This is a genomic window from Catenulispora yoronensis (assembly GCF_039531695.1).
In the GTDB taxonomy this organism is placed as follows: Bacteria; Actinomycetota; Actinomycetes; order Streptomycetales; family Catenulisporaceae; genus Catenulispora; species Catenulispora yoronensis.
In genome coordinates this window covers 1-13,263 of the sequence record NZ_BAAAQN010000047.1, presented here as the reverse complement: position 1 = coordinate 13,263, position 13,263 = coordinate 1, and the positions used below count along the sequence as shown (strand labels likewise).

General features: G+C 71.0%; 10 protein-coding genes. 6 read left to right on the top strand and 4 right to left on the bottom strand.

All coding sequences use genetic code 11. The features are described 5' to 3' along the window. Positions 1-42 precede the first annotated feature (42 nt). From phoH2 to ABD481_RS31365, 3 genes are all read right to left on the bottom strand, one after another. On the bottom strand, positions 43-1,377 hold the full coding sequence (gene phoH2 / locus ABD481_RS31375; protein ID WP_344669427.1) for an RNA 5'-3' helicase PhoH2: 1,335 nt from the start codon (positions 1,375-1,377) through the stop codon (positions 43-45). Between the two features lie 232 nt (positions 1,378-1,609). Then, the gene (locus tag ABD481_RS31370) at positions 1,610-2,389 is read right to left on the bottom strand and encodes an isoprenyl transferase (protein ID WP_344669426.1); all 780 of its coding nucleotides are present in this window, start codon (positions 2,387-2,389) and stop codon (positions 1,610-1,612) included. A 234-nt stretch (positions 2,390-2,623) separates the two neighbouring features. Then, positions 2,624-4,456: a phosphoenolpyruvate carboxykinase (GTP) gene (locus ABD481_RS31365; RefSeq protein ID WP_344669506.1), complete on the bottom strand. Its 1,833-nt coding sequence runs from the start codon at positions 4,454-4,456 to the stop codon at positions 2,624-2,626. Positions 4,457-4,727: 271 nt separating this feature from the next. Between ABD481_RS31365 and trhA the strand changes: the two genes are divergently transcribed. Then, positions 4,728-5,393 carry a PAQR family membrane homeostasis protein TrhA gene (gene trhA, locus ABD481_RS31360; protein WP_344669425.1) on the top strand — a complete coding sequence of 222 codons (666 nt, stop codon included), beginning with the start codon at positions 4,728-4,730 and terminating at the stop codon, positions 5,391-5,393. 84 nt (positions 5,394-5,477) lie between these two features. Here trhA and ABD481_RS31355 read toward each other — a convergent pair whose 3' ends face one another. After that, positions 5,478-8,429, bottom strand: coding sequence for a helix-turn-helix transcriptional regulator (locus ABD481_RS31355; RefSeq protein ID WP_344669424.1), 2,952 nt, complete (start codon positions 8,427-8,429; stop codon positions 5,478-5,480). Between the two features lie 71 nt (positions 8,430-8,500). On the opposite strand from ABD481_RS31355, the gene ABD481_RS31350 reads away from it, so the two are divergent. The 5 genes from ABD481_RS31350 to ABD481_RS31330 all read left to right on the top strand — a co-directional run bounded on the left by ABD481_RS31350 (position 8,501) and on the right by ABD481_RS31330 (position 13,054). Beyond that, entirely contained in the window at positions 8,501-9,349 is an 849-nt protein-coding gene (locus ABD481_RS31350) for a helix-turn-helix domain-containing protein (RefSeq protein WP_486323367.1), read from the top strand. Between the two features lie 111 nt (positions 9,350-9,460). Further along, a complete protein-coding gene (locus ABD481_RS31345) occupies positions 9,461-10,546 on the top strand; it encodes a hypothetical protein (protein ID WP_344669423.1) in 1,086 nt (361 codons plus the stop codon). A gap of 98 nt (positions 10,547-10,644) precedes the next feature. Next, complete coding sequence (locus tag ABD481_RS31340) at positions 10,645-10,911, top strand: hypothetical protein (protein ID WP_344669422.1); 267 nt, start codon at positions 10,645-10,647, stop codon at positions 10,909-10,911. A 499-nt stretch (positions 10,912-11,410) separates the two neighbouring features. Further along, complete coding sequence (locus ABD481_RS31335) at positions 11,411-12,043, top strand: DUF47 domain-containing protein (RefSeq protein ID WP_344669421.1); 633 nt, start codon at positions 11,411-11,413, stop codon at positions 12,041-12,043. Next, positions 12,044-13,054 carry an inorganic phosphate transporter gene (locus tag ABD481_RS31330; RefSeq protein WP_344669420.1) on the top strand — a complete coding sequence of 337 codons (1,011 nt, stop codon included), beginning with the start codon at positions 12,044-12,046 and terminating at the stop codon, positions 13,052-13,054. It abuts the gene before it with no gap. Positions 13,055-13,263 lie beyond the last annotated feature (209 nt).

Here is a 13,263-nt window from a genome sequence, read left to right as displayed (position 1 = left end):
GTCGACGCAGAGTGATAACCCCAGCACGTGGGGGGTGCGCACTCAGACCGCCAGCTCCTCCAGCAACTCTGTCACCAAAGCGGCGATCGGCGATCGCTCGCTGCGGGTGAGGGTGACATGGGCGAACAAGGGGTGGCCTTTCAGCTTTTCCACCACCGAGACGATTCCGTCGTAACGCCCCACACGCAGATTGTCACGCTGTGCCACGTCGTGGGTCAGAACGACCCGCGATCCGGTGCCGATCCGGGAAAGCACCGTGAGTAGCACATTGCGTTCGAGGGATTGCGCTTCGTCGACGATGACGAACGAGTCGTGCAGCGACCGGCCGCGGATATGGGTGAGCGGGAGCACTTCGAGCATCCCGCGGTCCACCACCTCGTCGATGACGGCCTGCGAGGTGAGCGCCGACAGGGTGTCGAACACCGCCTGGCCCCAGGGCGACATCTTCTCGTTCTCGGTCCCGGGCAGGTAGCCCAGCTCCTGGCCGCCGACCGCGTACAGCGGCCGGAACACCACGACCTTGCGGTGCAGACGGCGCTCCATCACCGACTCCAGGCCGGCGCACAGCGCCAGCGCCGACTTCCCGGTGCCGGCCCGGCCGCCGAGCGAGACGATGCCCACGTCCGGGTCCAGGAGCAGGTCCAGCGCCACGCGCTGCTCGGCCGAGCGGCCGTGCAGCCCGAAGACGTCCCGGTCGCCGCGCACCAGCCGCACCTTCTTGTCGGGGGCGACCCGGCCCAGTGCCTTACCGCGTTCGGAGAGCAGTACCAGCCCGGTGTGGCAGGGCAGGTCGGCGGCCTCGGCGATGTCGGCGATGCCGTCGGAGAACAGGTCGTCCACGGCGTCGGCGGCGATCTCGAGCTCCGCCATGCCGGTCCAGCCCGAGGTGGCCTCCAGCGCGATCTCCGCGCGGTACTCCTCGGCGGGCAGTCCCACGGCGCTGGCCTTGACCCGCATCGGCAGGTCCTTGCTGACCAGCACCACGTCCAGGCCCTCGGCCTGCAGATTGCAGGCCACGGCCAGGATCCGGGAGTCGTTGTCGCCTAGGCGGAAGCCCGGCGGCAGGCCGTTGGGGTCGGTGTGGTTGAGCTCGACCCGCAGGGTGCCGCCCGCGGAACCGACCGGGATGGGGGCGTCGAGGCGCCCGTGCTGGATGCGCAGTTCGTCCAGGATCCGCAACGCGTTGCGGGCGAAGTAACCGAGCTCGGGGTGGTGCCGTTTGGCCTCCAACTCGGTGACGACGACGACCGGGACGACGACCTCGTGTTCGGCGAACCTGGTCAGCGCCGAAGGATCGGCGAGCAGGACGCTGGTGTCGAGGACGTGGGTGCGGCGCCGGGCCTTGCTGGAGGCGCGGCGGCGAGGGGTAGCTGCCACTGTTGTCTGTCTCCCCAGAAGCGACAAACGCCGGGGAGCAGACCCGTCACAGCCATCTGTGTGAGTCGACCTTGCTCCTCCGGCACGTCTGGGAAGTTCCCGTCACCTGATGGGACTAAACCAGGGAGCGTTTCTTGTCACGGTTCTGAGCTGGTGTGATAACGGTACGTAACAGAATGCGGGCGGAGTCTCAGGGTGCGGTCGCGCCGCGATCGCGCTATGCGCGGACGTTTCAGGCGCCGTAACGGCGGTGCCGGTTGGCGTAGTCGCGCAGCGCACGCAGGAAGTCGACCTTCCGGAACGCCGGCCAGTAGGCCTCGCAGAAGTAGAACTCGCTGTGCGCGCTCTGCCAGAGCATGAATCCGCTCAGCCGCTGCTCCCCGGAGGTCCTTATGATCAGGTCCGGGTCCGGCTGGCCGTGCGTGTACAGATGCTCGGTGATGTGCTCGACGTCCAGGACCTGGACCAGGTCCTCCAGCGAGGTGCCGCGCGCCGCGGCGTCGGCCAGCAGCGAGCGGACCGCGTCGGCGATCTCCCGGCGGCCGCCGTAGCCGATGGCGACGTTGACGTGGATCCCCGGGTTGTCCCGGGTCTGCTCCTCGATCTCCTTCAGGTGCCGGGCGAAGTCGGCCGGCATCAGGTCCAGCGCGCCCAGCGGGTGCACCCGCCAGCGGCCGGTGTCGGCCAGCGAGCGCACCGAGCCCTCGATGATCCGCAGCAGGTCGCCGAGCTCCTCGGCGGGCCGGTTGAAGTTGTCGGTGGAGAACAGCCACAGCGTGACGGTCTCGACGCCGGCCTCCTCGGCCCAGTTCAGGACCTCGTGGATCTTGTCCGCCCCGCGCTGGTGGCCGGTGGCGATCTGCTCGCCCATCTGCTTGGCCCAGCGGCGGTTGCCGTCCATGATCACGCCGATGTGGCGGGGCACCTTCTTCTTGCCGCGCTGGACGTCGGTGTGCAGGCGAGCCGCCAAGCGCCGTTCGTACAGGCTGTAGGCGACGTCTCGCAGGCTCACAGCAAGGCGCCTTTCTTACCCGGGGCTGGTGGACGGACCGAGGCTATCGGAGAGGCGGGGCCTCTCGACACGGGTCTGGGCAAACCGCTCAGTGGGGGTTTCGTGAAGACGCCGCGCACTTCCAGGGTACGCATGGATCAGGCCCGCCCCGGACGATCGGGACGGGCCTGGGGTCCTCACCGGCGGTTCGTCACCAACAGTGATGGTGCTATCACGATGCCGGATGCTCCCGTATCACGCCTCCAGGCGCTCCAGCAGCGCCTCGTACTCGGCGGTCAGCTCGGTCGGCAGGTGCTCGCCGAACCGGCCGAAGTGCGCCGGGATCTGTGCCGCCTCCTGCTTCCAGATCTCCGGGTCGACACTGAGCAGCACCTCCAGGTCGGCCGCGGGCAGGTCCAGACCGTCCAGGTCCAGCGCGTCGGCCGTGGGCAGCACGCCGATCGGGGTCTCGACGCCGGCCGCGGTGCCGTCCAACCGCTCCACGATCCACTTCAGGACCCGGCTGTTCTCGCCGAAGCCGGGCCACAGGAACCGGCCGCCCTCGCCCTTGCGGAACCAGTTGACGTAGTAGATTCGCGGCAGCTTCTCGGCCTCGGCCTTCTGGCCGACGTTCAGCCAGTGGCCGAAGTAGTCGCCCATGTTGTAGCCGCAGAACGGCAGCATGGCGAAGGGGTCGTGGCGCAGCTCGCCGACGGTGCCCTCGGCCGCCGCGGTCTTCTCGCTGGCCACGTTGGCGCCCAGGAAGACGCCGTGCTGCCAGGAGAAGGACTCGGTGACCAGCGGGACCGCGGTGGCGCGGCGGCCGCCGAACAGGATCGCCGAGATCGGGACGCCGCCGGCGTCCTCCCACTCCGGGGCGATGGTCGGGCACTGCGCGGCCGGGACGCAGAACCGCGCGTTGGGGTGCGCGGCCGGCTCGGCGCTGTCCGGGGTCCAGTCCCGGCCCTTCCAGTCGGTCAGGTGCGCCGGCGGCTCCTCGGTGAGGCCCTCCCACCAGACGTCGCCGTCGTCGGTCAGCGCGACGTTGGTGAACACCGAGTTCGCGTAGAGGGTGTCGACCGCGTTGGCGTTGGTCTCCCGGCCGGTGCCCGGGGCGACGCCGAAGAAGCCGGCCTCCGGGTTGATGGCGTACAGGCGGCCGTCCGCGCCGAACCGCATCCAGGCGATGTCGTCGCCGACGGTCTCCACCTTCCAGCCCGGGATGGTCGGGGTGAGCATCGCCAGGTTGGTCTTGCCGCAGGCGCTCGGGAACGCCGCGGCCACGTACCTCGCCGCGCCGCTCGGCGGCGTCAGCTTCAGGATCAGCATGTGCTCGGCCAGCCAGCCCTCGTCGCGGGCCATCACCGAGGCGATGCGCAGCGCGTAGCACTTCTTGCCGAGCAGGGCGTTGCCGCCGTAGCCGGAGCCGTAGGACCAGATCTCGCGGGTCTCCGGGAAGTGGGTGATGTACTTGGTGGTGCTGCACGGCCACGGCACGTCGGCCTGGCCGGGCTCCAGCGGCGCGCCGACGGTGTGCGCGGCCTTGACGAACTCCCCGTCGGTGCCGAGTTCGTCCAGCACCGGCTGGCCCATCCGGGTCATGACCCGCATCGAGACCACCACGTACGGGGAGTCGGTGAGCTCCACGCCGATGGCCGACAGCGGCGAGCCGATCGGGCCCATCGAGAACGGGACCACGTACATCGTGCGGCCGCGCATGGCGTCGGCGAACAGGCCGCCGAGGATGCCCTTCATCTTGGCCGGGGCCATCCAGTTGTTGGTGGGGCCGGCGTCCGCCTCGTGTTCGGAGCAGATGAAGGTCCGGTCCTCCACGCGGGCGACGTCGCCAGGGTCGGACTTGGCGAGGAAGCTGTTCGGGCGCCTGGCCTCGTTCAGCCGGGTGAAGGTGCCCTGCTCGACGAGCAGCGCGGTCAGCCGCTCCCACTCGGCGTCGGACCCGTCGCACCAGACGACGGCGTCCGGACGGGTGAGTCCGGCGATCTCGGCGACCCAGGATTTCAGGGCCTGGTGACCGGTCGGGGCGTCGTCCAGGCCCGGTATCGCCGCCGGGGCACCGTTCGAGGGCATGGTTTTGTTGGACACGTCAGTCATGGCGCGCTCCTAAGGCACCGGGCCGCATCCCATCCGCACTGGTGGCGGCCCGGTCGAAATGTTGAGGGTAGTTGGGAGTGTACCCACGGCAGTCCACATGGTGGATAGTCGGCAATGGCTGGTTCGTCACACCCGGGGCGCCATAGTGGCGGGTCCGAGGGCTGAGATCTCATTGCTTCTGGACCGTTTTCTCCCAGTCCTCGGACGCCTCTTCCGAACCTACGGTCGCGTAAGTTACCTTCGAGTCATGACGCCGCTTGCCGAAGCAGTATCGAACGCCGTCGCTCCGGTGAAGCCGAAGCTGCGCGGTTGGCTGCATTTGTGCGCCGCCCCGCTGGCCCTGGCCGGGGGCATCGTCCTGATCGCGCTGGCGGACAACGACCGGGCGCGGATCGCGTCGGCCGTCTTCGCCTTCTCCGCGGTGATGCTGTTCGGGACCTCGGCGCTGTACCACCGGGGGAACTGGGGCAACCGCGGCGAGGCGATCCTGCGGCGGCTGGACCACGCCAACATCTTCCTGATCATCGCCGGCACCTATACGCCGTTCACCGTGCTGCTCCTGCACGGCACGGCCGAGCGCGCACTGTTCTACACGGTCTGGATCGGCGCGCTGGCCGGTATCGCCTTCCGCGTGTTCTGGCTCAAGGCGCCGCGCTGGATCTACACGCCGTGCTACGTGGCGCTCGGCTGGGCCGCGGTGTTCTTCCTGCCCGAGTTCCTGCACACCGGCGGCGTCGCCATCCTGGTGATGATGGTCGTCGGCGGCGTGCTGTACTCCATCGGCGCGGTGGTCTACGGGACGAAGCGGCCGAACTTCTCGCCGCGCTGGTTCGGGTTCCACGAGGTGTTCCACTCGCTGACCATCGCGGCGTTCGCGCTGCACTTCATCGGTGTGTCGCTGGTGGCGATGTAGGGGGACGCGTCGCCGGTGGCGATGGCGATGGCGGTGGCGATGTAGATGGCGATGCAGATCGGTGCGTCGCCGGCGGCGAGATGACTAGTCGCCCTCCCAGGTCGCGACGATGCGGGCCAGCTCGGTCCGCGAGCGGATGCCCAGCTTCTTGTAGAGGTTCCGCAGGTGGTACTCCACCGTCTTCGGCGAGATGAACAGCGCCGCCGCCGTCTCGTTGTTCGTGCGCCCGGCCCCGACGTGCCGGGCGACCTGGGTTTCGTATGACGTGAGGCCCTTGGGCTCCGGAGCCTTGGCGGCGACGAGATGCGTCAGCTCCTCCTCGCAGAGCGCTTCCCAGCGGCGGGCGCGCAGTCGGCGGAAGGTGTCGCGGGCCGGTTCCAGAAGGGTGCGGGCCTCGGCGTGATGGCGGCGCTCGCGGTGGCGGCGCGCCGTCTGGAGGTCGCGGCGCGCCGACTGGAACGGGTCGCCGCCGCTCCGGCCGTCGGCCTGCTGCCCGGCCGCGTCGTCCGGATCGGGATCGCGGTTGAGGAGTTCGTCGAGGTCGGCGCGGACCGGGATGAACGCCGGATGGCGGATGCCGTGGACCCGGAGCGCCTCCGCCACGGCCTGGAGCTCGGCGACGGCCGCCGCCCGGTCCGCCTGGTCGTCGTCCAGCGCCAGGACCGCCTTGGCATGGCGGAAGGCCAGCTCGGCCGGATGGTCGGCCGGGACCGGCGGCAGCGCCGCGAGACGGGACTCGAGATCGGCGAAGTCGCCGCGATCGCCGCGATAGGCCGCGATGCGCGCGGCGACGGCCAGGGCCAGCGCCGGCCACAGCGGCTGGCCGAGGTCGGCGCCGATGTCGGCGGCGGCCAGGGCGCGCCCGCGCGCGACGTCCCAATGCCCGGCCCGCTGGTCCGACTCGGCGGCCATGGTCAGCAGCGCGGGGAGGCGGGAGCGGGCGCCGGCGTCGTGCGCGGCCTTGACCGCCTGGGCCAGAGCCGGATACGGCAGGCCGCGCAGGGCGGCGGTCCACGCCGGATAGACGAGGGCTTCCAGCGGCGTGTCGAGATTCGCCGGGTCGGGTGAGCCGGGCTCGGGCTCCGGTTCCGGATTCGGCTTCGGGTTCGGTTCCGGCTTCGGGTTCGGTTCCGGCTTCGGTTCCGGCTCCGGGTCGCCGAGCAGCAGCGCCAGATGCTCGGCGACGGCGCGGGCGGCGGCGCGGGTGTCGGGCATGACCGCGCGGTCGAGCGCGAGCGCGGCCAGGACGCGGGCCTGGCCGTAGTGCGCGCCGAGGAGCGCGGCCGCGGTGGCGGCGACGGTGAGGTCGGCGGCGTGCGCGGGATCGGGGACGGTCTCGGCCGCCGCGGCCAGATCGGTCATGAGGCGGGCCGGGTCGGTGCGCGAGAGGTCGACGCGGGAGCGCTCGGTGCGGATCCGGGCCCGCAGGACCGCGGGTGAAGGGGAGGGTGCGGGGCTCTCCGCTGTATCAGCCTTCTGCTTCTTCAGCGTCGCCTCCGCCGCGTCGAGCAGATCCAGCGCCGCGTCGGCGTCGCCCTCCACCCGCGCGCACACCGCCGCCTCGATCAAGTACGGCGTCGGATCCGGCGCGATCGTCGCCGCGCGCTGGTACGCCTGCCGCGCGGCGGTCGGGGCGCCGCGCCGGGCCGCCGCGGCCGCGACCTCGGCGAGCGCTGTGGCGGCCGCCGGGTCGAGGCTGTCCGTCGCGTAGCTGCGGTGCCAGGCGCGCTGCTCGCGCGCGGCCGGGCCGGCGGTGGCGGACAGCGCGGCGGCCAGCCGGTCGTGGGCGTCGCGGACGTCGTCGTCGGCGGCGCCGTGGTAGATCGCCGAACGCAGCAGGGGATGCGCGAAGCGGACCGTGCCGTCGGTGAGCTCGACGTATCCTGCCTGCTCGGCCGGGGCCAGATCGGTCAGCGTCAGCCGGGCCGTGTCCAGGGCCGCCTGGATCGGGGTCGCGTCCCCGGTGAAGGAGGCCGCGGCGGTGAGCAGGGCGCGCCGGGTCCGCTCCGGGAGCGCCACCACCTGGTCGTGGTAGAGCCCCGCGAGCTGCACGCCCGACGGCAGCGGTTCGCGTCCGCCGGCCAGCGACGCCAGGTCCAGCGCCCCCGAGGCGGCCAGCCGCGCCATCTCGATCAGCGCCAGCGGATTGCCGCGGGTCTCGGCCAGCAGCCGGTCGAACTCGTCCGCGGCCAGGCGCATGTGCGCGGCGGACGGGGGATGGCTGCCGCGGCCGGCGTCGTGGTGGGCGGCGTCCCGGTCGTTGTGGTGCGGGCCGTCCTGGCCGTCCCGGTGGCCGCTGTCCCGGTGGCGGCCGTCCCGGCTGTCCCGGTGGCCGCTGTCCCGGCGGTCCTGGCCGTCGTCGTCGACGTTGAGGTCCGTGAGGTTTCCCGCCCCGGCCCGCGCCTCCACCCCGAGGTCGGCCAGCAGGCCGCGCGCGGCCTCCGCGCCCAGCCCGCGCAGCCGCAGCTCCACCGCACCCGCCGCCCCGACCTGGGGCTCCGTACCACGCCGGGCCACCAGCAGGGCGATCGGCGCCGAGGTCAGTCGGCGCGCGACGAAACCGACCGCGGCCAGCGACGAGGCGTCGAGCCAATGCGCGTCGTCCACCAGCACCAGCACCGGTTTCCGGCGGGCGGCCACGGTCAGCAGCGTCAGCACCGCCGTGGCCAGCGGCAGCTGCCCGGCCGCGCCGGTGCCGCGGGCGTCCAGCGCCGCGCGCAGCGTGCGGTGCTGCTCCGGCGGCAGGCCGCCGACCAGGTCCGCGAGCGGCGCGAGCAGCTCGTTCAGGCCGGCGAACGCCAGCTCCGCCTCCGACTGGATGCCGCGCGTGCGCAGCACCTCGAAACCGGTCGCGTGCGCCGCCGCCGCCTCCAGCAGCGTGCTCTTGCCCGCGCCCGGTTCACCCTCGACCACCAGCACGCCGCCGCTTCCGGCCCGCGCCGCCGCTATCAAGGTCCTCATGGTTTCGAGCTCGCGTCCGCGTCCGTGCAGGATCGTGCCCGCAGGAGCCGGCCGCGTGTCCCCCCTGGCCGCCATCCCCCCAGCATCGTCCTGTCGGGCCTCCGCGGCAATCGAACAGTGGGGCCGCGCTCCGTACATTGGTGTTCATGAGTACCGCGACCATGGCCGCACCCCGCACCGGCACCGCGGCGCCCCGGCCCGCCGCGGCGGCCGGGGCGGCCGACTTCGGCGTGATGCTGAAGGCGTGGCGGCGGACCCGCAACATCAGCCAGCTCGACCTGTCCTCGGCCAGCGGCGTGTCCACGCGCCACCTCAGCTTCATGGAGACCGGGCGCGCCAAACCCAGCCGTGACATGGTGCTGCGGCTGGCCGACGAGCTCCAGATCCCGCTGCGCGACCGCAACAAATTGCTGGTCGCGGCCGGCTACGCCCCGGAGTTCAAGGCCCGGCCGCTGGCCAGCCCGGAGATGGCGGCCGCGCGCCGGGCGATCGACGTGGTGCTCACCGGCCACCTGCCCTACCCGGCGCTGATGCACGACCAGCACAACAACATCATCGAGGCGAACCGGACGGTCGGGATTTTCACCGACATGGTTTCCCCGCGCCTGCTCGCCGACGGCGGCAACACGCTGCGGATCACTCTGCACCCGGAGGGCCTGGCCCCGCACCTGATCAACCACGGCGAGGCCCGGGACCGCCTGCTGCGGGCGTTGAGCAGGCGCGCGGCGGCGTCCGGGGACGCCGAACTCACCGAGCTGCTGAAGGAGTGCCTGGCCTATCCGCATCCGGAGCCCGATCCCGAGCCGGACATCTACGCCGGCGTCGTGGTGCCGTTCCGGTTCCGGCGTGAGGGCCGGAACCTCAGCTTCTTCAGCACCACCGCGGTGTTCGGCTCGGCCATCGACCTGACGCTGGCGGATCTGACGCTGGAGACGTTCTTCCCCGCCGACGAGGAGACCGCCGAGGCACTGCGGGAGTACGTGGCGCGCGGGTGAGGCCGGGTCGCCCATTCCGGTGGCGCTCCCCCGATCGCACGTAACCCGTCCTGACCGGGCTCGTTGGGCAGCCGAGAATTGCCTGCCCAGCCACCCAGCCAGGGGGAAGCCGTGTCGAACCGTCGCCGCATCGCCATCGGGGTCTCCTCGGTCTGCGGACTGGCCGTGGTCGCTGTGAGCACCATGAACCTGTTCTCCTCCGGCACCGCCGCGCACGCGGTGGACCTGCACGCGACCCCGGTGGCGGCGGTCGGCGCGGCGCCCGCCGCGACCGGCAAGTCCGGCACCGCGCAGGTCGACACCCTGATCACGGTCCTCACTCCGGCGATCCCGGCGCAGGGCAAGGCGCCGGCCCGGCCGGCCGGCACCGAGACCATGCACGGCACCGGGGTCTTCGACTTCGGCCGGCAGATCGGCCGGATCGACCTGGTGACGGCCAAGGGCGGCATGGAGGAGGTGCTGACTCCGGCCTCGGTCTACCTGCGGCTGGCCGCCGCGGCGCCGAACGCCGCGACGTCGGCCAAGGGCTGGGAGCGGATGGACATCGTCCGGTCCTCGGACGGCAACCTGGTCTCCGGCGGGGCCACCGATCCGGCGATGACGTTCGCGATGCTGGCGGGGGTCGGGGGCGGGGCCGGGGCTGGGGGCGGGGCTGGGGCCGAGTCCGGGGCCGGGGTCGAGTCCGGGGTCCGGTTCGTCGGGCAGGACCAGGTCCGGGGCGTTCCGGTGGCGCACTATCAGGGCACGCTGGACCTCCAGCGGGCGGCCGACGCGCCGCCGGCGGCCGGGGTGCGGCCGGCGGACGCGGCGGCGGTGAAGCAGGGGCTGAGCAACGCCGCGAAGGCGTTCAGCACCACCAAGGTCCCGTTCGACGCCTATCTGGACGAGCAGGGCCGGTTGCGCCGCTTCGTGTCGGTGTTCACCTTCGCGCTGCCCGGACCGGCCAAGACTGTGGTGCAGGTCACTTCGGCGACCGAGCTGTTCGGATTCGGGACGCCGGTGACGGTGAGTGCGCCGGCGTCCGCGCCGGCGGTGGGGGCCGCGGGGACCGCGACCGGGGCGGGAGCTGGGGCTTCGGGGGCGGGCACGGCGCCCGGAGCCGTCGGGACGGCGGCGGGTGGCGCGTCCGGGACGTCGCATTCCGCCACTACCACCCCGCCGGCTCACCCATCTAGCCCCACGGGTACTCACAAATAGTCCTGTTGGGCCATACCCGGCTGCGCGGTCCCGCAATAGGCTCCACCGTCGGGGACCCAAGGGCCGCGACGACCGGGACGGGCGGTGACTTTCCAGCCATGATGCTCAACCAGCAGGACTCTGGTTCGGCGTACGGCCGCTACGGTGCCCTGCCCAGTGCGTTCGACTCCACCGCGCTGGACGAGATCACTCTGTACGGCGACCTGCTGCAGGCCGTGGCCGCGCATCCGACCGCCGGCAAGCGCCTGGACTGGGCGGTTATCGACCAGGCGCTGGGACTGACCCCTGGTAAGAACGGCCCCTCGGCCCGGGCGGCGACGCGGCGGCCGGGTGCGGGTGCGGGTGGCGGCGACTCGGTGCCGTAGGTGGGTGCTGGGGGCGGTTGCTGTAGGCGGCTGCTATAGCCGGCTGCTTTAGCCGGTGCCATAGCCGTAGCCGGTGCCGTAGCTGTCTGTGGTGATTGGTCGCTGTGGCCACTCGGTGTGATTACTTAGGGTAGCCGTCGGTGGTGGCCACCCGCTGAGACGATCTCGGCGTTATGAACTCGCAATAACCATCCTGTAACCATGCCGTCGCGCGTGGTCCGCGCTCCGTTCCTGACTGCGAACCTGCTGCGGGACGCTCCCGGGGTCGGCCAGACCCCTCTCTTCCGCCCGGGCCCGGGGTCGGCGAGGATGGTGAAGATCACATCCGGAGCCGCGAAGATCGTCGAGGAGAGGCAGGACACGGCCTCGGTGGCGTCCGCCAAGCTAGTGGCTCAGTTGTGCGCTCGGTAGGTTGAGCACCTAGCATCTTTGCGGCGAACAAGCCAGAACGATCAGCCCCTGCCTGGATTAACGGCAACTGAAGACCCGGAGACTTCCTGTGAAACTGCGTCTGACCCCCAGGGAGACCAGCTTCTACGACCTGTTCGCCGAGCAGGCTGACAACCTCGTGGTCGGGGCTAACCTGCTGACCGAGCTGCTCGGGGCCGCCGGCCCGGGCGCGGCCGCCGAGCGGACCCGCATCGCCGAACGGATGCGCGCCGCCGAGCACACCGCCGACGAGACGACGCACAAGGTCTACAACACCCTCAATTCCTCCTTCATCACGCCGTTCGACCGCGAAGACATCTACGCCCTGGCCTCGTCCCTGGACGATGTGATGGACGAGATGGAGGAGGCCGTCGACCTGGTCAACCTCTACGGGGTCGAGACCCTGCCCAGCGGCGTCGCCGACCAGGTGGACACCCTGGTGCGGGCCGCGGAGCTGACCGCGCAGGCGATGCGCAAGCTGCGCGCCATGAAGGACCTCTCCGAGTACTGGATCGAGGTCAACCGGCTGGAGAACGCCGCCGACCAGTCCTACCGCAAGCTGCTCGCCCACCTGTTCTCCGGCGAGTACGACGCCCTGACGGTGATGAAGCTCAAGGAGGTGGTGGACTCCCTGGAGGGGGCCGCCGACGCCTTCGAGCACGTGGCCAACACGGTCGAGTCCATCGTCGTCAAGGAGTCCTGAGTGGGGTGGCTCGGCCTCGCGACGGTCGTCGTCGTCGCTCTGGGCTTCAGCTATACGAACGGTTTCCACGACTCGGCGAACGCCATCGCCACCTCGGTGTCCACCCGGGCGCTGACCCCGCGGATCGCACTGATCATGGCCGCGGTGATGAACCTGCTGGGCTCCTACATCGGCCTGCGGCTGGGCGGCGGCGTGGCGTCCACGATCACCAAGGGCATCATCGTCGTCCCCAGCGGCACCGACGGCCTGGTCGTGGTGTTCGCACTGCTGATCGGCGCGATCGCCTGGAACCTGCTGACCTGGTACTACGGCCTGCCCTCGTCCTCCTCCCACGCCCTGATCGGCGGCATGATCGGCGCGGGCCTGGCGGCCGGCATCACCGTGGAGTGGCACGGGGTGTGGGAGAAGGTCATCCTGCCGATGTTCACCTCGCCGATCGCGGGGTTCATCCTGGCGTACTTCCTGATGGTCGGCCTGCTGTGGGCGTTCCGCCGCGCGCACCCGGGACGGGTATCGCGCGGGTTCCGGATGGCACAGACCCTGTCCGCGGCGGCGATGGCATTGGGCCACGGCATCCAGGACGCCCAGAAGACCATCGGCGTGATAATGATGGCGCTGATCGCGGGCGGCCACGCGACCTCCACGTCCGCGGTGCCGAACTGGGTACTGTTCTCGAGCGCGGCGGCGATCTCGTTGGGGACGTACTCGGGCGGCTGGCGGATCATGCGGACCCTGGGACGCAAGGTCATCGAGCTGGACCCGCCGCGCGGGTTCGCCGCGGAGACGGTCGCTGCGGGAGTGCTCTACTTCACGGCGTTCGTGTGGAAGGCACCGGTTTCGACGACGCAGATTATTACCGGGTCGATCATGGGTGTGGGCGCGACGAAGCGCCGGTCCGCGGTGCGGTGGGGGGTGGCGCGGAACATCTTTTTCGCTTGGGTGTTCACGTTGCCTAGTGCTGGGGTTTGTGCGGCGGGGGTGTGGTGGATTTCGAATGCGATTTTTGGTTAGAGCTGAGTTGAGCTGAGCCAAGAGAGTTAGAGCTGAGCCAGAGTTGAGCTGAGGCAAGAGAGTCAGAGCTGAGCCGAGTCAGAGCCAAGTGCCTGTTGTCTTTCCGAACGGGGTCTTTGAGCTGGGGAAATAGGTGTGCTTGGGGCGTGTGGGGGTTCGTTGTTTGTGGCAGTTTCGGGGTGGGGGGTCGGTCCGATTCTGTGGGAGGC